The sequence below is a fragment of the Terrisporobacter othiniensis genome, from assembly GCF_000808015.1.
Lineage (GTDB): Bacteria > Bacillota > Clostridia > Peptostreptococcales > Peptostreptococcaceae > Terrisporobacter > Terrisporobacter muris.
This window is the reverse complement of sequence record NZ_JWHR01000093.1, coordinates 1-26817: the sequence shown is the minus strand read 5'-3', so window position 1 is coordinate 26817 and position 26817 is coordinate 1. Positions and strand designations below refer to the sequence as shown.

At 29.0% G+C, this 26817-nt stretch carries 25 protein-coding genes; 5 read left to right on the top strand and 20 right to left on the bottom strand.

Translation table 11 applies throughout. The annotated features are described in order from the left end of the window. Nucleotides 1-12: 12 nt before the first annotated feature. Both QX51_RS10255 and QX51_RS10250 read right to left on the bottom strand, forming a co-directional pair. Complete coding sequence (locus QX51_RS10255) at nucleotides 13-774, bottom strand: DeoR/GlpR family DNA-binding transcription regulator (RefSeq protein ID WP_039679823.1); 762 nt, start codon at nucleotides 772-774, stop codon at nucleotides 13-15. 292 nt (nucleotides 775-1066) lie between these two features. Beyond that, on the bottom strand, nucleotides 1067-1771 hold the full coding sequence (locus tag QX51_RS10250; RefSeq protein ID WP_039679822.1) for a fibronectin type III domain-containing protein: 705 nt from the start codon (nucleotides 1769-1771) through the stop codon (nucleotides 1067-1069). Nucleotides 1772-2027: 256 nt separating this feature from the next. On the opposite strand from QX51_RS10250, the gene QX51_RS19510 reads away from it, so the two are divergent. After that, the gene (locus tag QX51_RS19510) at nucleotides 2028-2636 is read left to right on the top strand and encodes an MBL fold metallo-hydrolase (RefSeq protein WP_052232990.1); all 609 of its coding nucleotides are present in this window, start codon (nucleotides 2028-2030) and stop codon (nucleotides 2634-2636) included. Between the two features lie 853 nt (nucleotides 2637-3489). Here QX51_RS19510 and QX51_RS10240 read toward each other — a convergent pair. From QX51_RS10240 to QX51_RS10200, 10 genes are all read right to left on the bottom strand, one after another. Continuing rightward, nucleotides 3490-4269, bottom strand: a complete 780-nt coding sequence (locus tag QX51_RS10240) for a ZIP family metal transporter (protein WP_039679821.1) — start codon at nucleotides 4267-4269, stop codon at nucleotides 3490-3492. 225 nt (nucleotides 4270-4494) lie between these two features. Beyond that, a complete protein-coding gene (locus QX51_RS19990) occupies nucleotides 4495-4674 on the bottom strand; it encodes an NAD(P)-dependent oxidoreductase (RefSeq protein WP_278246223.1) in 180 nt (59 codons plus the stop codon). 204 nt (nucleotides 4675-4878) lie between these two features. After that, the gene (locus QX51_RS10235; protein ID WP_039679820.1) at nucleotides 4879-5142 is read right to left on the bottom strand and encodes a hypothetical protein; all 264 of its coding nucleotides are present in this window, start codon (nucleotides 5140-5142) and stop codon (nucleotides 4879-4881) included. Nucleotides 5143-5207: 65 nt separating this feature from the next. Next, nucleotides 5208-7442 carry a formate C-acetyltransferase gene (gene pflB, locus QX51_RS10230; RefSeq protein WP_039679819.1) on the bottom strand — a complete coding sequence of 745 codons (2235 nt, stop codon included), beginning with the start codon at nucleotides 7440-7442 and terminating at the stop codon, nucleotides 5208-5210. A gap of 227 nt (nucleotides 7443-7669) precedes the next feature. Continuing rightward, a complete protein-coding gene (locus QX51_RS10225) occupies nucleotides 7670-8314 on the bottom strand; it encodes an ABC transporter ATP-binding protein (RefSeq protein ID WP_039679818.1) in 645 nt (214 codons plus the stop codon). Further along, complete coding sequence (locus QX51_RS10220; protein ID WP_039679817.1) at nucleotides 8304-9239, bottom strand: oligopeptide/dipeptide ABC transporter ATP-binding protein; 936 nt, start codon at nucleotides 9237-9239, stop codon at nucleotides 8304-8306. Before QX51_RS10220 ends, QX51_RS10225 begins: the two co-directional genes overlap by 11 nt. A 9-nt stretch (nucleotides 9240-9248) precedes the next feature. Then, entirely contained in the window at nucleotides 9249-10112 is an 864-nt protein-coding gene (locus tag QX51_RS10215; RefSeq protein WP_039679816.1) for an ABC transporter permease, read from the bottom strand. Further along, nucleotides 10112-11104: an ABC transporter permease gene (locus tag QX51_RS10210; protein ID WP_039679815.1), complete on the bottom strand. Its 993-nt coding sequence runs from the start codon at nucleotides 11102-11104 to the stop codon at nucleotides 10112-10114. Before QX51_RS10210 ends, QX51_RS10215 begins: the two co-directional genes overlap by 1 nt. A gap of 165 nt (nucleotides 11105-11269) precedes the next feature. Next, entirely contained in the window at nucleotides 11270-12904 is a 1635-nt protein-coding gene (locus QX51_RS10205) for an ABC transporter substrate-binding protein (RefSeq protein WP_039679814.1), read from the bottom strand. 250 nt (nucleotides 12905-13154) lie between these two features. Then, on the bottom strand, nucleotides 13155-14180 hold the full coding sequence (locus QX51_RS10200; protein WP_052232989.1) for a YybS family protein: 1026 nt from the start codon (nucleotides 14178-14180) through the stop codon (nucleotides 13155-13157). 182 nt (nucleotides 14181-14362) lie between these two features. Here QX51_RS10200 and QX51_RS10195 point away from each other — a divergent pair, with 182 nt between their 5' ends. Continuing rightward, nucleotides 14363-15289 carry a LysR family transcriptional regulator gene (locus QX51_RS10195; protein ID WP_039679813.1) on the top strand — a complete coding sequence of 309 codons (927 nt, stop codon included), beginning with the start codon at nucleotides 14363-14365 and terminating at the stop codon, nucleotides 15287-15289. Between the two features lie 151 nt (nucleotides 15290-15440). Here the strand turns inward: QX51_RS10195 and QX51_RS10190 are convergent, their stop codons facing one another. Both QX51_RS10190 and QX51_RS10185 read right to left on the bottom strand, forming a co-directional pair. Then, nucleotides 15441-16901: a UDP-N-acetylmuramoyl-L-alanyl-D-glutamate--2,6-diaminopimelate ligase gene (locus tag QX51_RS10190; protein ID WP_039679845.1), complete on the bottom strand. Its 1461-nt coding sequence runs from the start codon at nucleotides 16899-16901 to the stop codon at nucleotides 15441-15443. Nucleotides 16902-16912: 11 nt separating this feature from the next. After that, nucleotides 16913-17380: a metal-dependent transcriptional regulator gene (locus QX51_RS10185; RefSeq protein ID WP_039679812.1), complete on the bottom strand. Its 468-nt coding sequence runs from the start codon at nucleotides 17378-17380 to the stop codon at nucleotides 16913-16915. A gap of 286 nt (nucleotides 17381-17666) precedes the next feature. On the opposite strand from QX51_RS10185, the gene QX51_RS10180 reads away from it, so the two are divergent. After that, nucleotides 17667-17894, top strand: a complete 228-nt coding sequence (locus tag QX51_RS10180; RefSeq protein ID WP_039679811.1) for a FeoA family protein — start codon at nucleotides 17667-17669, stop codon at nucleotides 17892-17894. Between the two features lie 28 nt (nucleotides 17895-17922). Further along, nucleotides 17923-20043 (top strand): ferrous iron transport protein B, encoded by a 2121-nt coding sequence (gene feoB, locus QX51_RS10175; protein WP_039679810.1) that lies wholly within the window; start codon nucleotides 17923-17925, stop codon nucleotides 20041-20043. A 47-nt stretch (nucleotides 20044-20090) separates the two neighbouring features. Here feoB and QX51_RS10170 read toward each other — a convergent pair whose 3' ends face one another. From QX51_RS10170 to QX51_RS10145, 6 genes are all read right to left on the bottom strand, one after another. Next, nucleotides 20091-21683 carry a HAMP domain-containing sensor histidine kinase gene (locus tag QX51_RS10170; RefSeq protein ID WP_152607229.1) on the bottom strand — a complete coding sequence of 531 codons (1593 nt, stop codon included), beginning with the start codon at nucleotides 21681-21683 and terminating at the stop codon, nucleotides 20091-20093. Next, nucleotides 21670-22404 (bottom strand): response regulator transcription factor, encoded by a 735-nt coding sequence (locus QX51_RS10165; protein ID WP_052232988.1) that lies wholly within the window; start codon nucleotides 22402-22404, stop codon nucleotides 21670-21672. The genes QX51_RS10170 and QX51_RS10165 overlap by 14 nt, the downstream gene beginning before the upstream one ends. After that, on the bottom strand, nucleotides 22358-23434 hold the full coding sequence (locus QX51_RS10160; RefSeq protein WP_039679807.1) for a lysylphosphatidylglycerol synthase transmembrane domain-containing protein: 1077 nt from the start codon (nucleotides 23432-23434) through the stop codon (nucleotides 22358-22360). Before QX51_RS10160 ends, QX51_RS10165 begins: the two co-directional genes overlap by 47 nt. Next, nucleotides 23427-24116 (bottom strand): polysaccharide deacetylase family protein, encoded by a 690-nt coding sequence (locus tag QX51_RS10155; RefSeq protein WP_039679806.1) that lies wholly within the window; start codon nucleotides 24114-24116, stop codon nucleotides 23427-23429. Before QX51_RS10155 ends, QX51_RS10160 begins: the two co-directional genes overlap by 8 nt. Next, on the bottom strand, nucleotides 24107-25183 hold the full coding sequence (locus QX51_RS10150; protein ID WP_039679805.1) for an MGDG synthase family glycosyltransferase: 1077 nt from the start codon (nucleotides 25181-25183) through the stop codon (nucleotides 24107-24109). Before QX51_RS10150 ends, QX51_RS10155 begins: the two co-directional genes overlap by 10 nt. A gap of 246 nt (nucleotides 25184-25429) precedes the next feature. Beyond that, nucleotides 25430-26434 (bottom strand): YeiH family protein, encoded by a 1005-nt coding sequence (locus QX51_RS10145; RefSeq protein WP_139045042.1) that lies wholly within the window; start codon nucleotides 26432-26434, stop codon nucleotides 25430-25432. A 108-nt stretch (nucleotides 26435-26542) separates the two neighbouring features. Here QX51_RS10145 and QX51_RS21670 point away from each other — a divergent pair. Continuing rightward, nucleotides 26543-26817 (top strand): helix-turn-helix domain-containing protein (locus QX51_RS21670; RefSeq protein WP_334291546.1); only part of this gene is annotated, 275 nt, incomplete at its 3' end.

The window sequence follows — 26817 nt, the reverse complement described above, 5'->3', positions numbered from 1 at the left end:
TCTCCCCCATCTTTAAACTAATTTAATGTTTACACCTTCATCTTCCATTTTCTTTATCAATTCTTCATCTAACCCTTCATTAGCAATGACTATTTCAAAATTTTTTAAGCTTCTGATTTTAGTAAAACTTCTTTTGTTGAATTTTGAATTGTCAGTTACAAGGACTCTATGCATGGCAGCTTCTATCATGGCTTGTTTCACCTTGGCTTTGTTTGGAACAAAAGTTGATAGTTCTAAGTTTTGATTTATAGCACTTGCCCCCACAAAGCATATATCTGCATTTATATTATTTAAGAAATCTATAGTATAAGTATCTAAACAACTTCCTGTGTTTCTTTGAATTCTTCCACCTGTACAATAAACTTCTAAATTTTCATACTTCATTAAATAGGCAGCAATTAATATATCTGTTGTAATTACTTTTAAATTATTTTTATCAACTAGCTGTTTTGCTATTTCCATGCAAGTTGTACCTGCGTCTAAAATAACTATGGAATTATCATTTACTAGCTTCACTGCTTCTTTTGCAATTCTTACTTTTTCTTCCATATAGCATTTTTCTTTGTCTTCGTAGTCAACTTCTTTTACCATGGAACTATCTATTACAGCTCCCCCAAATACCCTGGTGATTAGACCATCTTTTTCCATCTTATCTAGATCTCTTCTTATGGTCATGGTTGCCACTTCACAAATATCAGCTAATTCATTTACTGTAGCATTTTTATTTTTAACTATATAATCATATATTTTTTTGTGTCTATCTAATTGGAACATTATCATACCTTCTTTTCATGTTTATTTTGAAGTTCATTTATGTTCGTCTATGTTTACATTATTCCATAAACCCTCATTTTTTGCAAGCATTTTTGTTTATTTATGTTCGTTTATTTAATAACAAACAAATTCAAACACATTTGAACATGATTTATTATACCTTAATCACATAAACTTATCAAAATTTCCATAATTATTTGATTTCATTGTTTATTTTCTCACAAAAAAAAGCACTATCTATAGATAATGCCTTTTAACATTACTTTTTTTATTTTAATCACTCTTTTATATATTATTTTTCAGTGCAAACATCTAAAATATCCGAATATTCTCCAAAGCATATCTGACCGTTCAATTCTTTAAAAGCTCTTACTTTATAATAATATTTTTTACCCCTTCTCAAATTCTTATCTCTGAAAGAAGTTTTTCCATTATCTGTAAGAGTAGCTATTCTTTCATAATTTCCATTTTCACTAATTGCTCTATACACTTCATATCCAGAAGATCTGTATACAGTTTGCCAATCTAATTCTATAGAAGAGTTAGATACACAATTAGCATTTAGAAATTTTACTACAGCTGGACAAGTTGTAGTATCTAGTATATCAGATGGGCAACCTAAACATGTTTTATCTCCTACTTTTTTAAACGCTCTAATTTTGTAGTAATAATTAGTTCCACAATCCAAATCCTTATCTACATAGCATGTAGTTTTTCCACATACTCCCTCAATTTTTCTATATATCCCATTCTTCATAGTTGATCTGTAAATTCTATATCCAGTAGCACATTTTACACTACTCCACTGTAGTTTTATACATGTGGAAGTTTTTTTTGCTACCTGTACATTTGTGACTTTATCAGGCTTACAGTCTGTAGTAATACTTTGATTTACTTTATTTGTTTGTGCAAATGAGTAAGTTATACTTCCTAAGTTACTTATTATTAGTGTTAAGGTTAAAAATACTACCATGGTATTTCTAAATTTTTTTACCATTAATTTCCCTCCTATTTGTTCTTATGTAATAATCGCTATTATCTTCTATAATTTACCCTCTATTTTAATAAAAAATTCACTTCGCTTGAGCGACGTGTCGGCGAAACATTTTGCCGGCACTTCAGACAACGATCTTACTCAAAATTATACTTTTTTACAAACTTTTAAAATTATCTACTTTTCTGCTATTTTTTTATCAACATAATAAAGCTCACATTTCCGATAATATATATAAATCAGAAAAATAGGAGGCAAAATGAAAGTAAATGACAATATATATATGCTAAAAATTCCAACGAAAATGCATCCGGATAAATTTACTTATCCTGTAGTAATTATGAATAAAGGAAAAATGCTTTTAGTTGACAGTGCATATCCAGGAGAGTTTGAAACTATCAAAACTGCCTTTTATAAGGAAGGACTTGATATAAGATATTTAAGCTATATACTTTTAACACATAAAGGTTTTGACAATTTAGGTTGTACAAAAGATATTGTAAATGCTATACCAGATGTTATAGTTATGGCTCCTTCACTTGATAATAAATTTTTAGTTCATATAAAATTAAATGATAATGATATTACTCCTCATTTTGACAATATCAAAGTGATATCCACACCTGGTCATACACCTAGTCATGTTAGTTTATATATAAAAGACGAAGAGCTTTTAATTGCAGGCAATTTATTAAATATACAACTTAATTTATTGGAACTTACTAATAAAGGGTTAAATTTTGATAATGAAACTTACCTTAATTCTGTAAAAAAGGTCTCACAACTACCTATAAGTAAAGTTATTTCCTATCATGGTGGTATGTTGGAAGGTACAATAAGTGCTGGGATTAAGTCTTTGATTTGTTAATTTAGTTGGCATAAAAAATAGCTTTATTAGTTAATATAAAATTAATAGAGCTATTTTTTAGTACTATTGTAAGAAATAGTAAAATAACTACATTCGCCTTACTACTTGACTATGTTACCTATCTCCAGTATCATAAATTTTCTATCTCAACTGTTCTAATGTCCAGTTTGATTTTATTGAATTATTTAATTGAGATGTCTTAATTATATTATCGTCTTCATCTTTATCACCTGTAGCTATGGAATTTATATGGTCTATTGTAGGTACCAGTTACCAATAAGCCATGTAGGTCTCGTCCATTTTCCCGTTTCTATGATATGGAAATTCTTTTGGAAAGTATGTGGAGAAAACTTTTAGAATACCTGACTTTAATAATTTGTCTCCACTATACCTATCAATAAATCTATGTCTTATAAAGATTCTTAGTTTTTGTCTATCACTATAACTTCTTTTTTCTATTTTTTATATTCAAATTTGTACTGATTATTTATGATTTCTAAAGCTTTTTCTTTGTTGTTGTTTAAAAGTAGTTTTGAGGCCTTTTTTATTATTTCTATTTTTTCGTTTTTAGTCATCTTTTGTTTACACATCCTTTACTATTATATTATATGCTAAATCGTCAACTCAAGTTCAACACTTTATGTTTATGCTACAGCAAAGGCCTCCACAAGTGTTTTGTAACCAATACACTTACGAGGTCTTTAATTAAATTACTAGGAATATTTCTAAATGTATTGAAACAGTGAGAGTTAAATTCCTTGTAAGTAAAAAAGAACTGCCTCTTTATACAATTAAAACGTATATTGAGACAGTCCATTATATATATTAACTAATATGTTTTTTATACAAAATTTTATCCAAGTGACACATCTAAAATCATCATTATTACAAAACCTAGCGCAAATCCAATTGTTCCTATATTAGAGTGTTCTCCTGCAGATGATTCTGGAATCAATTCTTCTACTACGACATAAATCATAGCACCAGCAGCAAAAGATAAAAGATATGGCATTAATGGTTCAATAGTTGATGAAAATAGAATTGTCAATAATGCAGCAATAGGTTCCACTACTCCAGACAATGCTCCATATAAAAATGATTTTGATTTGCTAAAGCCTTCACTTCTAAGTGGCATTGAAATTATAGCACCTTCTGGAAAGTTTTGAATTGCAATCCCTATAGAAAGTGCGAAAGCTCCAGCTATTGTTATAACGCTATCTTGCCCCATAATCCCTGCAAAAACTACTCCAACTGCCATTCCTTCTGGTATATTATGAAGAACAACTGCCAATACAAGCATTGTTGTTTTTTTTATTTTTTCACTTTTTAATCCTTCTTGTTTGTCATTATTAGAATGTATATGAGGTATTATAATATCTAATAAAAGCATAAATACTATGCCTATAGAAATTCCTAAAGCTGCTGGTATAAATGATAATTTTCCCATATTGCTACTCATATTAAGAGATGGAATAATTAAAGACCATACTGATGCGGCTATCATTACACCAGATGCGAACCCCAGTAAACCTTTATTAACTAATTCATTAATTTCTTTTTTCATTATGAAAACACAAGCAGCTCCCAGTATTGTTCCAAAAAAAGGTATTAAAACTCCAATCAATATATTCATGTTTCTTAACTCCCCCTGACTTATCATAAACTAAGTGTAGTATTCTTTAATAACTAGATAAGCATATTTACATATTCTGTATTAAAATCTACAATATTAAACAATTTTTCATTACTTAAAAATCTTTATAAGTTCTCTAAGCTAATATCAAATATTTGTTCATATCTTTCTTCTAAATTGTACCATCCAGAGATATAAGGTGTTATAACAACATTTTTTCAAATTCTAAAGTCTATGATTACTAAGTAGTTGTTTTGGATTGACTACGTCAAGTCCCCCCCCAGATAGAGGCTCACTTTCTATTGTATCACATAAGGCCTCTGTATCTACAGATGTTCCTCTTCCCACATTTAACAATATACTTCCTTTTTTCATTTTTCTTATTCTATTTGCATCAAATAGTATTTGAATATCTTTTGTTTACACCTCCTTTACTATTACATTATATGAAAAAATGAAAGCATTTCATATGAATTCTTGTTCTAATCTATTTTTGGGATTTGTTTTGACTTTTAGAGATTTATGTATAAATAAAATAATAACCTAAATTTTAATCTCTTATTTTCATACTATTAAGATTTATTAAACTTTTGGTGGATATTCCTTTACCTATAGTTGAAAAGACATTATGTTTCTCATCATTCCACTATCTTCACTTGGGACCTCATCTATGTTTTCTTTTACCAGTGAATTTATCATATCTTTTGATTTAGGTCCTTGTACTACATACATATGATATTTAGATGTAATATCACTATACTCTATATTTACATCACCTTTATGCTTATTCATCCATGAGATTAGATATGGCGCAAACAAAGTAGATACATAAGGATCTTTTGAAAGTGTGTATTCTCCAATGGGAAAATACACACTTTTTACAATACTACCTAGTCATGGCTGTCATCATTTCTGTTACTTATCTATTTTATATTCAATTACATCTTTTCATGGAATGTTCTATTAATTACATCCATTTGTTGTTCTTTAGTTAACTTAATAAAGTTTACAGCATATCCAGATACTCTAATTGTAAGTTGTGGATACTGCTCTGGATGTTCCATTGCATGAAGTAGAGTTTCTCTAACAAGTACATTTACGTTTAAGTGATGAGCATCTTGTGAGAAATATCCATCCATCAAACTACTTAAATTTCTTATTCTTTCTTCTTCTGTTTTTCCTAAAGCATTTGGTATGATAGAAAATGTATTTGATATTCCATCTATTGAGTGATTATATGGAAGTTTGGCAACAGTTGCTAGTGATGCCAGTGAACCACTCTTATCTCTACCATGCATTGGATTAGCTCCTGGTGCAAATGGTTCTCCTGCTTTTCTACCATCTGGAGTTGCACCAGTTTTCTTACCATAAACCACATTTGAAGTTATAGTAAGAACAGATTGAGTATGGATAGCATTTCTGTAAGTTTTATTCCTTCTTATTTTATTCATCATGCTTTCTACTAAATAAACTGCTATACTATCTACTCTATCATCGTTATTACCATAAGTAGGGAAGTCACCTTCCACTTCAAAATCAACAGCTATACCTTGCTCATTTCTTATCGGTTTAACTTTTGCATATTTAATAGCCGATAAACTATCTGCACAAACAGAAAGTCCAGCTATACCACACGCCATTGTTCTAACTATATCTCTATCATGTAAAGCCATTTGTAAACGTTCATAGCAATATTTATCATGCATATAGTGTATTACATTTAATGTATTTACATAAAGTTTTGCTAACCAATCTGTATAATGTTCAAACTTTTCTAAAACTTCATCGTAATCTAAGTATTCGCCTTCTATTTTTCCAAATTTAGGTGCTACCTGTGTTCCCAGTTTTTCATCTACACCATCATTTATAGCATAAAGCAGTGTTTTGGCTAAGTTTACTCTAGCGCCAAAGAACTGCATTTGTTTACCAACACCCATAGCTGATACACAGCAAGCTATGGCGTAGTCATCTCCGTAGTAGTTTGTCATCATGTCGTCATTTTCATATTGAACTGAACTTGTATCTATAGAAACTTTTGAACAGAAATCTTTGAATCCTTGTGGTAATCTAGTGGACCATAAAACTGTTAAGTTTGGTTCTGGAGATGGCCCCAGTGTATAAAGTGTATTTAACATTCTAAAAGAGTTTTTAGTTACAAGTGTTCTTCCATCAAGACCCATACCGCCTATACTTTCTGTTACCCATGTTGGATCCCCTGAGAATAATTCATTGTAATCTGGTGTTCTAAGAAATTTAACAAGTCTTAATTTCATAACAAAGTGATCTATCATCTCTTGTGCCTCTTCTTCTGTTATTAATCCTGATTTTAAATCTCTTTCAATATAAATATCTAAGAAAGTAGAAGTTTTACCAAGAGACATAGCTGCACCATTTTGGTCTTTTATTGCTCCTAAAAATCCAAAATATACCCATTGAATAGCTTCTTTTGCATTCATTGCTGGCACAGAAATATCAAATCCATAAATTTCAGCCATCTCTTTTAATTGTTCCAATGCTCTTATTTGTTCAGATAGTTCTTCTCTTAATCTTATCACATCTTCTGACATTTCTTCATCGTCTAATTCATCTTTTTCAACTATTTTATTTTCAATTAGTCTATCCACACCATATAGAGCAACTCTTCTATAATCTCCTATTATTCTTCCTCTACCATAAGCATCTGGAAGACCTGTAATAATACCTGCTTTTCTTGCCAGTCTCATGTCTTTTGTATAAGCATCAAAAACACCTTGGTTATGAGTTTTTCTGTATTTAGAAAATATTTCTATTATCTCTTCATCCAACTCATATCCATATGCTTTACAAGATGATTCCACCATTCTTATACCACCAAAAGGCATTACTGCTCTTTTAAATGGCTCATCTGTTTGAAAACCTACTATAGTTTCTAAATCTTTGTTTAAATATCCTGCTTTATAAGCATTTATTCCAGATACAGTATGAGTATCCACATCTAATACTCCACCATTTTCTCTTTCTTTTTCATTTAATTCCATTACTTGTGACCATAATTTTTTAGTATTTTCTGTGGCTCCAGCTAGGAATTTATCATCACCTTCATATGGAGTGTAATTACTTTGTATAAAATCCCTAACATCTATTTTATCCTGCCAAATTCCATCTTTAAAGTCTCTCCAAGCATTTACTTCCATTTTTAGCGTATCCTTTCGTCATTGTATTATAAAGACAATATTTATCTAAGTATTATTTTCTCTAATAATATATATCCCCAAATTTTTATATTATTATTTGCAGTTGAAAATTATAATGTCTTCACAAAACATATAAATTATAATTTTTTAATATTAAAAAAGAGTGCTCCACTATTTTTAGTGAAACACCCTTATATATTCTTTCATAAATAAAAATTTACTTTTATTTATACTATATTCTCATTAACTTCCATAAGCTTATCTACTTCCCTATTGTTCTCTAAGTTAATAACCCTATCACAAACTCGAGCTACAAGATCCTTATCATGACTAATAACAATAAGCCCAATTCCATTATCCTTACAGTACTTAATCACCACCTGCCAAATTTGAGCCTGAGTTATGGCATCTAGCATTGTGGTCATCTCATCTGCAATCAGAAATTTCGTCTGTGGACTAAGTGCTCTAAGAACACAAAACCTTTGCAGCTCTCCACCAGAAAGTTCACTTGGCCATCTTTTTAGCCATTCTTTTTTAATTCCCATGGCTTCTATCATTTCATCACTTACTTCATAAGCTTCATTTAAAATTTTTATCATCTTCCATTTTGGATTTACTGATTTTTCTGGATGTTGAAAAATTAATTGCACTGGGTTAAATCCTGACTTCTCACTTTCACACCCTTCCAAAGAAACTCTTCCTTTATCAGGTTTTATATATCCTGCCAGGATTTTAGCAAAAGTAGTTTTTCCAAATCCGCTAGGTGCAACTATTCCAACGATTTCACTACTATCCACAGATAAATTTATATCTTTTAATATATATTTATCTCCTCTATATTTAAAGTTAATATTTTCAGCCTTAAGTAGCATATAAACATCTCACCTTTCCATCTCTTATTTCTTTCATTTCAGGTTTTATGTTTTCACAATCAGGTGTTCTTTTTTCACATCTATCATAAAATAAACATCCCACAGGTAGTTCACTAGCCAGCGGTTGACTTCCTTTTATTGATTGGAATTTATTATTAGGTAGTGCATTAAATAGTGCTTTTGTATATGGATGTCTTAAATTTTCTCCACCATTTTTAAAGTCTTCTGCTTTTGCAATTTCCAAAGTAGTACCCCCATAGAATATTGCCACCCTGTCTGCAATTTTTAGTGCTGCAGATATATCATGAGTAATTATAAGCAATGCACATCCACTGTCAGCCAAATCTCTAAAATCTTTCAATGCTTCGTTCAAAGACTTTTCATCAAGACCTGGTGTTGGTTCGTCTGCTATTATTACTTCGCAATCAGAAACTAGCGCACTAGAAAGTAGCACCTTTCTTGCCATTCCACCTGATAGCTGGAAAGGATAATATTTTTCCACTTTTTCTTCTAAATTATATTTGCTAAAAACATTTCTAAGTATGCTATTACTTTTCTTTTTATCTTTTATAGAAATTTTAACTTGTTTTCCAACCTCCATTAATGGATCTAAGTAGTTAACTGATTGAGGAATAAACACAATTTCCTTTCCTCTAAGTTTTTCTTTTCTTTTTTCATCTAAGGGCTCATTCTTGTAAGTTATATCTCCCTTTGTAACCGCATTGCTAGGTAGTATTCCAAGTAAGGAGTGAGCAAGCAAACTTTTACCTGAGCCACTAGATCCCACAACTGCCAATATTTCACCTTTGTATAAATCAATATCTAAATTATTTATAGCTTTTGAATCTATTCTTTTTAATCCTTTTGTGTACTGACTAAAACATATCTCCAAATTTCTAACACTTAAAATTGGTTCCTTATTCATGACTACCTCCTAGTTATACGCTGTTTTAGAATCAATTAATTTTCCTATTTTTTTACCCATATTATCTACCATCATAGAAACTAAAACTAAAGATATACCTGGGAAAAATGCTAACCACCATTTTCCACTAGTCAAATATTTCATAGCTTCTGATAAAATAATTCCTATAGCTGGTTCATGAGATTGTAGACCAAATCCTAAGAAAGTTACTGAGGCTTCATGTAAGATAGCATGAGGGAAAATTAATACTATTCCAACTAAAAGCTGTGGTATTACATGAGGTAAAATATGATTTTTAGCTATATATAAATTTGATTTTCCAAAGTTTCTTGCTATTTTTGTATAATCAGATTCTTTTACTTGCATAACTTCTGCTCTAATTATTCTAGTAAGTGACGTCCAGTGAGTTAATGATACCCCAAGAACTATTCCCTTTAGTCCTCCACCCGCTGCCATGGAAATTAATATTATTATTAAAGTGTGAGGTACTGATAAGACTAAATCTATAAACCAAGTTATAACTGAATCTACTTTTTTTCCACAAGTAGGCCCTATGATACCTAGTATCACAGCAATAATTCCACTTATAATAGAAGATAAAACTCCTATTTTCATACTTATGCTTAGTCCTTTTAATGTTCTAAAAAACATATCCCTTCCTATCCAGTCCGTTCCAAATATGTGAGTCATTGAAGGTGCTTGACTTTTATTAATTAAATCAATACTAAACTTTTCTGGATCAATAACACTCCCTGCAATAAGTATTGCTATAAAAAATACTATAAATATTACTAGGGAAAGTATTGTTTTCTCTCTAATTCCAAATTCAAATGGGGAAGATTTTCTTTTCACAGTGCTATTTAATTCACTCATTATGCCGCTTCCCCTCCTTTAATCCTTGGATCTATTATTCTATATAGTAAATCCGCAATCACATTTCCACTATAAACAAATATACAACTGATTATTACTATTCCCATAAGTAAAGGTAAGTCTCCCTTAAGTCCTGCTGATACTGTTGCTTGACCTAATCCTGGATAAGAAAATACCTGCTCTGCAAATATTGTTCCTGCAAACAATTCACTAAATGATAAAAACTGTAGTGTTATGGCAGGAAGTGAAACATTTTTTATTACATGGTTAAAAATTATACTTCTTTTGCTTTCTCCACGCGCTTTTGCAAATAAAACATAGTCGCTATTCATAACTTCTATAACTTTTTCTCTAGTATGTAAGCAAATATTAGAAACACCTATAAGGCTTAAAGTGAATGCAGGAAGAATTATATGGCTGACTAAATCCGTAAAGGTCACATCAGCTGAACTTACACCTATTGGTACTCCCAGGGCTACTGGGAACCATCCAAGAGAAACAGAAAATACCATAATAAATAAAATACCTAGCCAAAATGTTGGTGTTGATATAACTATATAGCAGTATCCACGTATTATTTTATCTATTACTTTATTTTCATTAGTACCACTGATTATTCCCATTACAAAACCTAATAAGCCGGAAATAACCCAGGCTATCATCATTAAATATAGAGATGCTTTAAACTTTTGACCTATAACTTCTAGAACTGGTCTTCTATAAATTAATGAAGTTCCCCAGTCTCCTTGAATAATTGATTTGAACCAACACATAAATCTTTCCACTGGTGGTTGGTTTAATCCCCAATGTTCTGCAATTAATTCTCTTTGTGCTGCACTTACTTTTGTACTAGCCCCCACATAAGCTGTTACTGGGTCTATTGGAGATAGCTCCATCAACACAAAAGTAACTATGCAGAGAGCCACTAATAATGTTATTAATCTTATAATTTTTTTTGATAGGAAAACTCCTATATTTTTACTATTTTTCATCCAATAAACTCCCCTTTTGCAATCTTCGCATTTATAAATTCCATTCTTTCCTTGAACAAATACCAATGTATTTATTCAAGGAAAGAATGGAATTTTCACATATATTCTAATGTGAGGACATCCTAAAAGAATGTCCTCTACTTACATTATATAGATTATTTTGTCTTATTTCCACGACCATTCTGTAACATTATCAAAAATTCTTCCACCATGAGGTTGAACAACTGGATTTCCTATATCAAATCCTTCACTTACTATATAAACATGATTTGCATTTACTAACCAACAGTATGGAGCATCACCTATAGCTGAAGCACCAGTTTTTCCATCCCATTGAGCTTTTTGCCAGTATGGTAGAGCTTCTTCTTCATTTTCACTCTCTAAAGCTTTGTCTATGTATTTATTTACAGTTTTATTATCATAGAATCCTGCATTATCCCACTCAACTGGTGTATTTGCAGCTCCACCATAGTATAAGTTATAAAGTTCTGATGGATCTCCTGACCCAAATCCAAATAATACAGCTTCTTTGTGTATATCTTCCACTATTGTATCCCAAGTTCTTTCTTCTAAAGTTACTTCTATTCCTAATTCTTTAGCTACTTTTTGGAATTCCAATCCCATTGCTTGTCTATAGTTTCCAGCAGTATATAATAATTTGAAAGATGCTTTAGTTCCATCTTTTTCTAATATTCCATCATTATCACTATCTTTCCATCCACCATCTTCTAATATTTTCTTAGCAGCATCAACATCATTGTATTTTGACTCATCAAGTACTGTTTCTTCATTTAACCAAGGCATTTTTTCAAGTCCAGTTGTAGATACTGTTCCATATCCATTAAGAACTCCATCAACCATTCCTTGTCTATCAACAGCAGTATTTAATGCTTTTCTTATTGCTTCATCGCTTGTAACATTATTTCCTATTTCATTTCCACTTTCAGTTTTTTTGCCAGTATTTGCAACCATTGGGAATTCCACACCATAAGTTTCTATACTTGGTATGTCTAAAATTTCAGTTCCCTCAACTTTTTCTTTAGCAAGGTCTCCATTTATAGTTGCCATATCAACATCACCTGATTTTACAGCAGCATATGCTGCATCAGTTTCTAAAAATACCATAGTTAATTTTTTTATACTTGGTTTATCTCCATAGTAATCTTCATTAGCTTCTGCTATAACTTGTTGTCCTTTTGCCCAGTCTACAAATTTGTATGGTCCAGATCCTATTGGGTTATCTTTGAATGCATCATCATAAGCATGTTTAGGAACTATACCACAAGCACCTAATTTTTCTATAAATGTAGACATTGGTCTTTTAAGTTTAAATTCTACTGTAGTATCATCTTTAGCTTCTATTTTGTCAATCATTGTTAAGTCAACTTCTGTTGAACTGTCTTTAGTTGTTTGATATGTAAATGCAACATCCTCTGCAGTTAAAGTTTTTCCGTCAGTAAACTTAGCATCATCTCTTATTGTAACTGTCCAAGTTAATTTATCATCAGATATTTTATAATCCTTTGCTAAATCATTTTCCCATCCAAGTTCTTTATCTCTTTTCATTAATGTTGAGAAAAACAGCTTAGTTATAGATCCATGTCCGCCAGTTATTGCATCAAACCCAGCTTCAGGTTCTGCTCCAACAGCAACTACTAACTCATTATTTTCTTTTCTTTGTTCAACTCCAGATTTTTTTGAAGAATCAGAGCCCTCATTTGAAGTATTAGAACATCCTGCTAGAGTTCCTACTAATAATACCATTGATAATAGCTTAGCAATATTTTTCTTTAATTTCATTTTTCTTTAGCCCCCTCATATTATATTTCCCTATAATTTGTCATGTTTCCCTATAATTTTTAATTTTTAACAAAAAAAGCCACGAAAGTATATTCACCTTCATGGCTTTTTTGTGATCTTCATAGATCCATTTCATATTCAAATTATGATAAAATTGTAACATTACTTTTATTCATTAGCAATATATTTTTAAATTTTTCCATATTATTTTTTTAAAAATTAAATTCTAAGTAACAACTTTAGCGAAATTTTATATCTTATATGTACTTATTAATTTCTCTGTATGAATATCCACAATATACTTTTGCTTTTTTCTTAAGTCAAATTTTTTATCCATAAATACTGCTACTATCACATAAACTAAAAATGTAATTCTAAAAATACTAAACAAAGAAACTATTGTAACACCAAAGTATAATAAATTTAAGCTTCTCTTTTTATATTTAATATTTATATAATTTCCTATTAATATATGCGTGTCCCTGAAAATAAAATAGTATGATAAATATTCCAAACAAGTAAGTATTGTTTTTAAATAAACATTGGTCATATTCACATTACTAATCCTTAACAAGTTAACTAAAATAATATATCCCAATCCATAATAAAAATACTCTTTTTTTATACACATAAAGTTTCCATAGCTTCTTATGGATCTCATCATAAAGTATTTTCTCTTTGCATTTTCATTTAAAATTCTAAGTCTTTTTCCACACATTATAGATAGGAAATATATACAAGATACCATTCCAAATGGGAATATGGCTATAAGTAAATAATAAATAACCTCTAAATTAATCTTAATAAATGGCAATAAATTTTCTAATCTATCTAGTATTGCTGGATTATTTTTAACATAATCTATGTATCCTTGGAATTCTTGCATAAAGCTATATCCTATAATATTTTTAGCATAAATATCTACTAATACCATAAATATAATGCCAATTATAGCCCCTAAATACAAATCATCAAAAATCTCTGATGATTTTAATATTAAATAACCACATAATAATCCTAACAGAAAACTTTGGCTAACTAATATGGCCGCTGCAAAGTTACCAAGAACAAATAAAATTAAAACAACGCTATTTATTCCACACATTAATGTATATTTGAATTCACACCTAAAATAAATTAATGCAAATATTATTGGTACCCCAAAATCTAAATATAAGCCATACCCTAATCCTGTAGATAAAGCTATCATTGTAATAATAATAAAAGCCGATGATAATATAGCAGCTTCTGTTAATTTTTTCACTGAACTATTCAATTTTATGCCTCCAAAAACTTTTAAATTAAATCTAGTATATCACTTTTTGTCAAATTTATCTCTTAATAAGAGAAGGTCATTTAAATTACCTCAACTTCAATTTATTATAATATATTGTGCACCCTAGAACTCATGTTATCTGTTATAATAGAAGATATAGGTTTAGGTTAGGGGGATTTTTTATGACTTTTGAACAATTAAAGTCTTTTTTAGCCATAGTAAAGTATAATCATTTTACCCTAGCATCACAAGAATTATATATATCTCAATCCTCAATATCAAAACATATAAAATCATTGGAAAAAGAACTTGGAGTTGAGCTATTTAATAGACAGCATAGAAGTATAAAACTCACTGATGCAGGAGAAGAGTTCTATAAGTTCGCACACAAATCTATGGCAGATTATAAAAATATTTTATTAGATATGAAAAAATATTCTTGTGAAGAAAGCAGTTCTATCTCCATTGGAGTAATAGATACCATGGTGGAATATGGTGTGGCATCTCTTATTGGAGACTTTCAAATGGAATATCCTAATATTCAAGTAGATTTAATCGAAAGGTCTAATAGTAAAATTATTGAATACATTAATGAATCCATGTTAAATCTAGGATTTATTAATTCCCATTATGAGCATAAAAATATTTTAAGTCTTCACAAAATAATTGATGATGAATTGGTCCTTGTAACATCTAAAAAGCACCCTTTGGCTGGAAGATCTTCTGTAGATATTTTCGATACAGCTAAGGAAAAATATATTTGCGTCAATGGAGATTATTATTTACATAATGTATTTTTAAATACTTGGGGCAATCTTAATTATTTTCCAAACACTTTGTATATAGACTCTCAAACGAAAACACTTTTAGCTTTAGTTTGTGAAAATATAGGTATAACACTACTTCCTTATAATGTAGCTTTATCTTACAAAAAAAATATTGATAATAGCATACATATTTGCCATTTGCAAAACTCTTTCTCAGCAAATATTTTCTTATCACAATTAAAAAATAGACGACTTAGTAAAAATGAAACTCTTTTTAAAGATTTTGCTATTAGATGGTTTGAAAAAAATAAGATATCACATAAATTATTAGAAAATAAATAACCTTTCAAAAAAAAACAAGTAGAACTTATCATTCTTCTTGTTTTTTTACTTTAATTATATATTCAAATTTAATTCTTTTAATAATCTACTTACTATCCATTTCAATATTTACATTTAATTTTTCATACTTTTATTTTATACCTAAACTCTTTTAATCCATATTATTCAAAATCTCTTTTGCAACAAGTTTATCATCAAATTCAACTATTTCGTCTTTAATTATTTGATAATTTTCATGACCTTTACCTGCTATAAGTACTATATCTCCTTCTTTTGCTCTTTGAATTGCCTCTTTAATAGCATCTTTTCTATCTACTGTAACAATGTAGTTTTCTTTATTTTTATCTATCCCTATTAATATATCTTTTATTATTTCACTTGGGTCCTCATACCTTGGATTGTCTGAGGTTATTATAGCTAAATCTGAATATTTTTGAGCTATTCTTCCCATAAGAGGTCTTTTTTCTTTTTCTCTATTTCCACCACATCCAAAAACTGTAATTATTCTGCCTCTTGCAAATGCTTTTATACTTTTTAAAACATTGTCCAGGGCATCAGGCGTATGAGCATAATCCACAAATACATGAATATTTTTATTATTATCCACCCTTTCAAACCTACCATTTACACCTTTTAATTTACTTATTCGATTCACAATTTCATTTATATCCATACCTAATACATAACAAGCGCAAATAACTGCTAAACAATTATAAACTGTAAACTGTCCCACCATATTTAAAGTTACTTTAGTTTCAAAATTATTTGGTCCAAGTAATGTAAATACTGTTTTGTCTTCATAAAGCTTTACATTCTTAGCCGTAAATGTAGATTCATAATTTATTCCATAGGTGTAATATGGCACTTCTAATTCTTTAATACTGTCTAATATTATTCTTCCATTCACATCATCTATATTAATAATATTTGCACTTGTGGTCATGTGAAATAAAGATTCTTTTGCTTTTCTATAATTTTCAAAGGTTTTATGAAAGTCTAAATGATCTTCTGTTAAGTTTGTAAATATACCTATTTTATATTTTAAATTTTCCACTCTTTTTAAAGCTAAAGCATGTGATGAAACTTCCATAGTACAATATTTACAATTATTTTTAACCATATTATTTAGACTTTTTTGAATTTCAATATTATTGGGAGTTGTATTTTTATTTAAATAATTATCTCTCCCATCAAATATACCTGTAGTTCCAATAAAACCACATTTATCATCTTGGCTAAGTATATCTTTTAAAAAAGTCGCCACACTAGTCTTTCCATTGGTACCCGTTACTCCTATTAATTCTATTTTTTCACTTGGGTCTTCATAAAAATTTCTTCCTAGAATAGTCATAACTTCATTTGTGCTTTTTACTTTTATATAAGTAAATCCATCGTCTTTTTGGACATCTTCTTCAATTATAAATGCAACTGCACCTTTAGCCTTTGCACTTTCAATAAATTTATGTCCATTAACATTAGCACCATTAATACAAATTAATAAATCCCCTTCTTTTACATTTCTTGAATCGTATTCTAACCCTTTTATTTCTACATCCTTAGGACCTAATAATAAAATTTTTTCTATATCTTTTAAAATATGTTCTAATTTCATGAAATCACCCTTCAATCTTTATTTTCCTCTTGATAGGATTTAAGCCTTTTTAAAACATCTTCATTCTCCCTAAAAAAATTAATTAGCTCCTCAATTTTTATCAACGTTTCAACATTTATTGTGTGTTCTATAGTCTCTGTTTCCTCATGAATAGACTCTTTTATTCCAATAATAGTTAAAAATTTTTTTATGGTATTATGTCTATTTAAAAGTCTTTCTCCAACACTTTCTCCCAAAGATGTTAATTCAATGTTATCGTATTTTTTATAAATTAACATATTTTTATCATTTAGTTTTTTTATCATTTTTGTTACTGAGGGTGGTTTAATATTGAGTTTTTTAGAGATATCCTTAACTTGTACTTTATCATTTTCAAGATTTAATCTGTAAATCATCTCAATATAATCCTCTTCGCTAGGTGTTAATTTATTATTTTTCATATACTCATTAAAAGTGTAGTAATCTTCTCTTTTACTCACAAAACCCCCTCCTATAATTTTATATTTTTAATAAGTTTTAAATATTACTACCTTTTTCGAACACTTTTAGTCATATGTGCATAATCTAAATTAAGAATGTTAGCCTAAGCTAAAACTCACTACGCTCGTATCGTCAACGACATGCTTTTGCTCAGCTTCATGCAAGTCCGTTGCTTAAAACAAACCTTATTTGTGAAGTTTGTCACTTATCTTGAGCTATATGCTGAGGATCATCTTAGGTAATGACTCTGCTAATTTTTAGATATCAATTAATTGGGGGTGCAATATGAAAAAACTTACAGACATCAAGGTGAAAAATACTGTTAAGGTTGAGAGTTTACTTTCTACGGGAAACTTAAAAGAAAGAATGCTTGCTTTAGGTTTAACTGAAGGAGCTGAGATAGATGTTCTTAGAAAGGGTCCAAAAAACAATTTAACAGTTTACAACATTAGGGGTAGTAAGATTGCTTTACGCCAAGAAGAAAGTAATTTAATCTTAGTATCATATATTTAATAATTATTTATTTTAGGGGGATAACATTATGGGTTTGACACAACAATCTACTAAAATAAAATCTTTAGAAGACATTTTTCATATAGAAAAAAAAGATAATGAATTTATGATTGCTTTAGCTGGTAATCCAAACACAGGAAAAAGTACAGTTTTTAATTATTTAACTGGTTTAAAACAACATACAGGTAATTGGCCTGGTAAAACTGTTTGTACTGCTAGGGGGGATTTTTCTTATAGAGATATTAATTACAGCCTTATAGATTTGCCTGGCACTTATTCTTTATTTCCTCTGTCACAAGAGGAAATAGTTGCTCGTGACTTTATTTGTTTTGGAAGTCCTGATGCTGTTATTGTTGTTTGTGATAGCACTTGTATAGAGAGAAATTTAAATCTTCTTTTTCAAGTAATGGAACTGACAGACAATGTGGTTTTATGTTTGAATTTACTTGATGAAGCAAATAAAAAAGGTATTAAAATTGATAAGAATAAGCTTGAAGATAAACTTGGTATTCCTGTTGTTTTGACTGCTGCCAGAAGTGGACTAGGTATGGAAGACCTTAAAGAAACTTTAAATAAAGTTGTAAAAAATGAATATAAGTTTGAAAATAAACCTGTATACTACGATGAAGAAATTGAAAGTATAGTTGGCTCCATTAAAGAAGATTTGATAAATATAATCCCTGCAATTAATCCTAGATGGTTGGGTCTTAGATTGATTGATGGCGATGAAAGTATTTTAACGTCTTTAAATGATTATACAGAAAATGATATTTTGAATGAATTAAATAATGTTAAAAGTAAAATGCCCGATGTTTTTGATAAAAGTAAAATAAGAAGTCACTTTACCAAGACAACTTATGACTATGCAAAGGCTATAAGTGATGAAGTTGTGACAATTACTAATAAAAACGCCATAGATAGAGATGAAAAGATTGATAAAGTTGTCTCCTCTAAAATCTTAGGCATTCCACTTATGTTATTACTACTTTGTGGAATACTTTGGATTACCATTGAAGGTGCCAACGTACCTTCAGCCATGCTTTCTGATCTTCTATTTTCTATCGAACCAAAAATTTATACTTTGTTAAATAGCATTGGTTTTCCCCTATGGTTAAATGAAATGTTAACTTATGGAATGTATAGAACTTTAGCTTGGGTTGTATCTGTCATGCTACCACCTATGGCTATTTTCTTCCCTTTATTTACCTTACTAGAAGATTTAGGATATCTTCCTAGAGTAGCCTTTAATTTAGACCATTTATTCAAGAAGGCATGTTGTCATGGAAAGCAATGTTTGACTATGTGTATGGGGTTTGGTTGCAATGCTGCAGGAGTTATTGGTTGTAGAATAATCGACTCTCCAAGGGAGCGATTGATAGCCATACTTACTAATAACTTTGTTCCTTGTAATGGACGATTTCCTACCTTAATAGCCATATCAAGTATATTCTTCAGCTCAGTTATTAGTAGCAATTTTTTATCTAGTAGTGTCACTGCCCTTTCCATTACTTTATTAATAATTGTAGGTGTACTTACTACTTTACTAGTTTCTTTTCTGTTGTCTAAGACTTTGTTGAAAGGAATTCCATCAACTTTTACTTTAGAACTTCCACCATACAGACCACCTCAAGTAGGAAGATTGATCTACACTTCGATTATGGATAGAACTTTGTTTGTTCTAAGAAGAGCTGTTACTGTAGCTATTCCAGCAGGAATTATCATATGGATTTTTGCCAATATTTACATTGGAGATATGAGTATATTGTCTCATGCCGCCAAAGCTTTAGATCCTTTAGGTAAAGTAATAGGACTTGATGGTTTTATTTTATTGGCATTCATACTAGGTTTTCCTGCCAACGAAATCGTAGTACCTATTTTGATTATGAGTTATATGGCTACGGGTAAAATGATTGAATTTGATGAACTATCAGCCCTTGGTGAGCTTCTTAGAAACAATGGCTGGACTTATTTAACAGCCTTGAATATGATGTTATTTAGCTTACTTCACTGGCCATGCGCTACCACTCTACTAACTATAAAGAAGGAAACAAATAGTACAAAGTGGACTGTATTAGGATTTTTAATTCCTACAGCTATAGCTTTTATTGTATGTTTTATTACTACAACTATTTATAATATTATTGTTTAAGGTTAAAAAAAGCATGGAGCTATTTAGAATACTACTCCATGCTTTTATTATACTTCCCTAGGAATCATAATTTCAAATTCAGTTTTATAGTTTTCTCTAGGTTCTACAATACTTATGCTTCCACCATGAGCATCTATTATTTTTTTACTAATAGCTAGTCCTAAACCTGAACCTTTTTTTGTGCGTGATTTTTCTCCTACTACAAAAGGTTCAAATATATTTTTACTTATTTCCTCAGGAATACCGTATCCATTGTCAGCAATATTGATTTTTACTTTATCATAATCTTTTTCTAATTTAAACAGTATAGCTAGGTTTTTATCATTATGTTTCAATGAGTTGTTAATAATATTTTCAAATACTCGCTTTAGTTGAAATCTATCTATATTACAGTAAATAGGCTCATCAGGAATATCAGCATCTACTTCAACATCTCTTATATCCAGTTCCTCATACTTTCCTGCAAGATAAACTCTTACATATTCGCATATATCAATTCTTTCAAATACAAGTTTATAATCTGGATGTTCTAATTTACTATATTCATAGAAAGTATTAATCAATTCATCCAAATCATCAGCTTTCCTATATATGGTCATAAGGTATTGATTTTTTTCTTCTTCTGAAACCAGATCATCACAAATAGCCTTTGAATATCCTTTTATAACAGTTATTGGAGTTTTTAAATCATGAGAAATATCTGCAAGCATTTTTTGTTTTTCTTCTTCCAAGCTTTTACTCTTAATTTCACTATTGTATAGCTTTCTTGACATATCATTAAAACTAATGCAAATATCACAAAACTCTTGTGGTCCCTCACATTCTAAATAGTTTTCACGCTCTCCATTTTTAAATTTTATAATGGCTTCATTCAAAATATTTATAGGTCTTTTTACTTTGTGATTTAACCAAAAAATGAATACTATTATTAAAATAATATAAATGAATATAAATATTATAAATGCAGCTATATAGGTTAACTCAATTTTACTATAAAGTTCATTACTAAGAGAAGGAGTATATATTAAAAGTGTCATCTTCTCATTATATTTATCTTTGAAGTAATATTTTCTAATATCATATCCCTTTAAATAGGTTCCTGTTAAATATTTAAATTCATCTTTGGTAAAAGTTTTTTTATTATCACCTGTATTTGTATATATTAAATTTAATTTTTCATCTACAACATAAATCTGATTATGTATATGATTCTCTTCATCATAATAAGTTATGGATACTGATATATTTTCCTTGCCTTTATCATTTTTATATTTTTGAATATCAATATAAGGATTATCATAATAATCATGTATATATTTCAGCTCTTCATCTGTAAATTTTTTATTAACTTTGTTAGGATCACTTTCATAGATAACTTTATTATCCTTATCTAAAATCTGAATAAAGCTATCTTTTCCTGCTAATTTTTTTATACGTGACTTATTAATTTTGCCAGATTCCTTATCACGAATTAAACTCGCATAATCTACTAATTCTTTAACCATCGGTTCACTAACAATATTTTTTATTTCATAATTTACACCTTTCAATATGCATATAATAGAAATTACAATAATACCTGTAAAAAAAATATAGTTTCTAACTAAAATTGTATAAAATCTACTTTTATTTTTTTTCAATTTTATAACCAATCCCCCTTACAGTTTTAATATACTCAGGATTTTTCGAATCATCTTCCACTTTTTCACGAAGCCTAGAAACATGAACCATCATAGTATTATTATCACTTTCAATATAATCCCCATTAATTGCTTCACACATCTGTAATTTGGTATATACTTTCCCTGGAGTTTTCATAAGAAGAGCCAAAATTTTATACTCTGTAGGAGTTACAATAACTTCTTCTCCTCTTTTAAATAAAGCTAATTTTTGTGTATCTAAAGTCAAGTCTCCTACTATTAATTGTGTTTCTTCTTTTTCTACAATAGTTTTATTAAAATGATAAAATCTTCTTAAATTAGAATTAACTCTTGCCACTATTTCCATTGGATTAAAAGGCTTTGTTATATAATCATCTGCACCTAAATTTAACCCTAGAATTTTATCATCATCTTCATTTTTAGCAGATAAAATAATTATTGGTATAGTATATTTTGATCTAATTTGCATAGTTAACTCATAACCATCCATTTTAGGCATCATAATATCCATAACTACTAAATCTACCTTTATATTTTCTATTATATTTAAAGCATCTATTCCGTTTTGTGCAGACATAACTCTATGTCCATCACTTTCAAGATAAATTTTTAGTAGCTTTATTATATCTATATCATCTTCTACAACAAGTATATTATAAGTCAAAATTTTCACCTCTTCTTTTTCTCGTAACTTTAACATAGTGATTTCCTTTAATATTTAAAATGTGAGTACCTGCAATAAATATACCACTTATTAATACTAATAAGTAAAAACTTATTCCTCTACTTACAAGCATGGCTGAACTTAAAATTTGAGCTGGGAATAAAGTTTTGTAAATAACCATAAATCCACTTTCACTAACTCCTACAGCTCCAGGTAACGGTAAAGCAGATACACTAATATATAAAACTGCTTGTAACATAACTACTGTAGTTAAAGAATACCCACTTAAGCCAAATGCTTTATATATCCAAAATGGTACGCTATGAAGAGCCACTATTTGTACTGTTGTGGTCATCAAAACTTTCAAAACTGTAAGTTTATTTTCCTTGAAATACTTAGCACTTTCTTTGTATTCTTTTACCTGCTCTGTTGCCATCTCTTTAAATTTATCTACTTTTTTATATTTAATCTTTCCTAAAATAAAACAAATAAAATCGATAAACTTTCCTATAAATCTTTTTGAAAAAATTGCTGTTAATATAAGTAGCATAACTAATGTATTTAAAATAATTCCTAATAAAACTAAATATTTTATACTCCCTAATGTATTAACTAGTAATTTATGCTCAGCTATATATCCAACTATAGCCATAGTTACTGTTACAAATTGAAAACTAGCAAGGTCCATAAGCAGTGCCAAAGATGAATGTGATACTTGAATTCCATCTTTATGCATATAATAAACTTGCATTGGCTGTCCTCCTGATGCAGAAGGTGTTACAGAACTAAAAAATAATCCTACAATTGCATATTTTATCGATGTAAAAAAATTAATATCATACTCCATAAGTTTTAAATTTCTACCTATATTTATACCTTCACAAATAATAAAAGTACAACTACAAACTATACCTATAGTAGTATAACTTATATTAAGAGAAGAGATTGTATTTATAATTTCTTCTATATTATTATTTTTAAAAATTATATAAAAGGTTAATAAAATTAACCCAATAAATAGTCCACCATTTTTTAACATATTCTTTGGCGAAACTTTTTTATTCATAATAATCCTCCATAATTAAAAATTTATAGCCTTCTTTCTTCCATATTGGAATTGCTTTTTCTAAGGCCTTTATAGTTCTTGATGGTGCCTCGTTTTCGCCACGTCCATCATGTAAACATATTATACTACCATCTTTACTTCTTCTTAATAATTTATCACATATAATATCAGCTGTTGTATTACCTTCCCAATCTTGTGCCATAACATCCCACAATATTTTAGTTAGGTTGTGCCTTTTTACTTCATAATTTGTAAATATATTGCAATGCCCCCAAGGAGGTCTATAATACTTCACATCAACACCAAGTTCCTTCATTGTTTTTACACTTTGTTCAAAATCATAAGAAGTGTATGCTTTACTTTGAAATAATGCATTTTTATGTTCAAAAGAATGAAGAGCTATACAGTGACCTTCTTCTTTCATTCTATTTACTATTATAGGATTTTTCTTAGCAAAAGTTGCTACCATAAAAAAAGTTGCCTTTATATTATGTTTTTTTAACAAATCCAAAAGACAAGATGTGTACTTTTCATCTGGACCATCATCAAAAGTTAAATAAAGTACTTTTTCATTTAACTTATTTTTCTTTGTTAATTTATGTTGAAGTTTATATAGATAAGTTGGCACAATACTATAGCACAGCAATATTATTGCCAATATTATCATAATTTTTAATAACATGCATTTAACCCTCCATAATAGTAATTAAGTGGTGATGCACTTTGTAATTTTTCTTTTTCAAGTAGTATATTTTCTTTCATACTTTCTAAAAGCAGTTCATTATTTAGCAAAGATGTTACATCTTCATAAATATCCACACCTTTAGTCCATACTACTTTACCAATACAACTATCTTGTATATATTTAGCATTTCCTATTTCCTGATATAAAAATGGTCTAATAACATATAATGGCGTTTCACTAAAAAGAGCTTCAAATAATGTTATTCCACCAGATTTTGAAATTATCAAATCTGCTTTTTTCATATATTTATCAACTTTATCAGTATAACCTATTGCCTCTATATTAGGGTACTTATTTTTTATAAGTTCTAGTAGTTTTTTATTTTTTCCGGCAATAAAGGTTATTTTTACATTATCATCTTTTGAAAGACTTTCTAAAAAATCCAAAGAACATGGAATAAGGCCTAAACCTCCACCAATTACTAATACTTCTTTTTTATCTTTTATTTTTCCAATTATTTTTTCTTCCTTAAATTTTTGTCTTATAGGAATTCCACTAATTACTATCTTATCACTTTCCACACTTTTGCACAAAAGTGATTTTTTTGTTATCTCACTACCTACAAAATACATATCTGTTTTTTCACTAATCCATTCCTCATTTACAGATATATCTGTAATATAAGTATAAAGAGGAATATTAGAATTTCTCATTTTTTTGTATGCAGAAAAATATTGAGAGCATGCAGGAAAAGTAGAAACTACTAAGTCCACATCATTGTTTTTTAATAATAAATCTATTTTTTTTGTCACTGATTTTTTAAGTGGTACACTAGTTCTTTTTGCTACAACTTTATTAAAACAATTATAAATTAAAGAAAACTTATCAACCATAAAATTGAAACAATCGTATATTAGTTTACTAAGTTTTGGAAATATATACTCTATCATGTCGATTATAATTACTGTTGCCTCTGGTTTATCTTTTAATATTTCTTCTTTAACAGCCTGTGCTGCTGAGTAGTGACCCATTCCAAATGCCCCTGTAAATATTAATACCTTCATTTTAATTACCTCGCAATCTTTTAACTAAGCATAGTATACATTAATTATTTTCCTGGTGCCTTTACATTTTCGTAAGATTAAGTAATATAATAGGCATTTTAACTTACATTTTCGTCACATTTACTTTTTCTTAATTTAAGTAATCAAAAAAGTCATATTAAAATAACATTTTTAATATGACTTTCAATCAACTTTAGCAACGTCCCAATATCTTGACAAGATATTCGAAGCTAATTTTTTATTTAATTATAATAATACAGCCATTAAAACTATAGCTGAAACAATTTGTAAAAGTCCTACAAATAGTCCATACAATGATGCATTTTTTCCTTGTTTAATTAAATCTTTTATATTAACTCTAAGTCCTATAGCTGCTAGGGCTATTATTTCTAATACATGACTTATTTCTTTGCACATAGCTGATAAGCTATCTGGTATTATATGAGCGGAAAATAGGCCACACATTATGAAAAATCCTATTACATACCATGGTACTTTTATTTTTTTCTCCTCAACCTCTTCTATCTCTTCGTTTATTATTTCTTTATTATTTTTATTTTTTATATGACCAAAAGAAAAAACTACAAATACTAAGAATATAATACGTACTATTTTAAATATTGTAGAAAGATCCTTAACACCTTCATTTACCATAGCCCCACTGGCAACAACTTGTCCGACAGATTGTAATATACCACCTATCATGCCTGATGTATGTAGTAAATCATTATTATATATAAACTTAGCTATGGCAGGTAATACAAACATTAAAATAATTCCTGTAACATTTACTATTGTTATTGCTATACCTTTTTCATCATCCTTAGCATCTATTACTGGCGCTGTTGCTGCTATGGCAGAAGAACCACAAACGGCATTACCACTTGCCATTAAAAATCTAAAGTTTTCACCAAATCCTAATTTTTTTCCTATATATATAGTTCCTATAATAGTAACTGTCATTTGTAATATAATAAAAACAACTCCGCTAAACCCTATTTCTGAAATTGTACTTATACTAAGAGTTGCTCCAAGTAAAACTATCGAATATGATAATAAATCAGACTCAGAATATTTGTATCCACTTTGAAAAACTTTTTGATTTAAAAATATATTACCAACAAACATACCTAAAAAAATGGCTATAGAAGCAGCCCCTAAGGATGGTACAAATTTTCCTAAAAACATACTAATAATTGCCACCATAATTGCTACCAAAAGACCAGGTAGTATATCTTTTATTTTAGTCATAATATTTCTTCCCATTGTTGTCTTATTTTTCCTTTCTTATCTTTTTATTGTTTTATCTCCAAAAATAGTATAATATGTTTAAAATAATAAGTAAAATAACTATTTTTTATGATAATAATAAGTAAAATTAATGGTTATAATAATAGAGTTAAAGTTATACTTATTATATTGACTTATATCATTAATAATAGGAGGAAGTATATTTTGATTGAAGAATTAAAAACTTTTATATCTGTAGTTGAATTTAAAAACTTTACTAAGGCTGCCAAATACCTTAATTTATCTCAGCCAAGTGTTAGTAACCATATTAAAAACTTAGAAAGGTATTTTGATACAAAAATTATTGATAGATCCATTAAGCAGAAAAATATATATATTACAGA

Coding starts and splice junctions, on each gene's coding strand:
- QX51_RS10220 (WP_039679817.1), bottom strand. CDS start 9,239: ATGAATAAGGAACCAATTTTAAGTGTTAGAAATTTGGAGATATGTTTT.
- QX51_RS10240 (WP_039679821.1), bottom strand. CDS start 4,269: ATGAATATATTGATTGGAGTTTTAATACCTTTTTTTGGAACAATACTG.
- QX51_RS10195 (WP_039679813.1), top strand. CDS start 14,363: ATGACTTTTGAACAATTAAAGTCTTTTTTAGCCATAGTAAAGTATAAT.
- QX51_RS10210 (WP_039679815.1), bottom strand. CDS start 11,104: ATGAAAAATAGTAAAAATATAGGAGTTTTCCTATCAAAAAAAATTATA.
- QX51_RS10205 (WP_039679814.1), bottom strand. CDS start 12,904: ATGAAATTAAAGAAAAATATTGCTAAGCTATTATCAATGGTATTATTA.
- QX51_RS10150 (WP_039679805.1), bottom strand. CDS start 25,183: ATGAAGGTATTAATATTTACAGGGGCATTTGGAATGGGTCACTACTCA.
- QX51_RS10255 (WP_039679823.1), bottom strand. CDS start 774: ATGTTCCAATTAGATAGACACAAAAAAATATATGATTATATAGTTAAA.
- QX51_RS10250 (WP_039679822.1), bottom strand. CDS start 1,771: ATGGTAAAAAAATTTAGAAATACCATGGTAGTATTTTTAACCTTAACA.
- QX51_RS10160 (WP_039679807.1), bottom strand. CDS start 23,434: ATGAATAAAAAAGTTTCGCCAAAGAATATGTTAAAAAATGGTGGACTA.
- QX51_RS10225 (WP_039679818.1), bottom strand. CDS start 8,314: ATGCTACTTAAGGCTGAAAATATTAACTTTAAATATAGAGGAGATAAA.
- QX51_RS10190 (WP_039679845.1), bottom strand. CDS start 16,901: ATGAAATTAGAACATATTTTAAAAGATATAGAAAAAATTTTATTATTA.
- QX51_RS19510 (WP_052232990.1), top strand. CDS start 2,028: ATGAAAGTAAATGACAATATATATATGCTAAAAATTCCAACGAAAATG.
- QX51_RS10155 (WP_039679806.1), bottom strand. CDS start 24,116: ATGTTATTAAAAATTATGATAATATTGGCAATAATATTGCTGTGCTAT.
- QX51_RS10145 (WP_139045042.1), bottom strand. CDS start 26,434: ATGACTAAAATAAAAGATATACTACCTGGTCTTTTGGTAGCAATTATG.
- QX51_RS10180 (WP_039679811.1), top strand. CDS start 17,667: ATGAAAAAACTTACAGACATCAAGGTGAAAAATACTGTTAAGGTTGAG.
- pflB (WP_039679819.1), bottom strand. CDS start 7,442: ATGGAAGTAAATGCTTGGAGAGACTTTAAAGATGGAATTTGGCAGGAT.
- QX51_RS10165 (WP_052232988.1), bottom strand. CDS start 22,404: ATGTTAAAGTTACGAGAAAAAGAAGAGGTGAAAATTTTGACTTATAAT.
- QX51_RS10215 (WP_039679816.1), bottom strand. CDS start 10,112: ATGAGTGAATTAAATAGCACTGTGAAAAGAAAATCTTCCCCATTTGAA.
- feoB (WP_039679810.1), top strand. CDS start 17,923: ATGGGTTTGACACAACAATCTACTAAAATAAAATCTTTAGAAGACATT.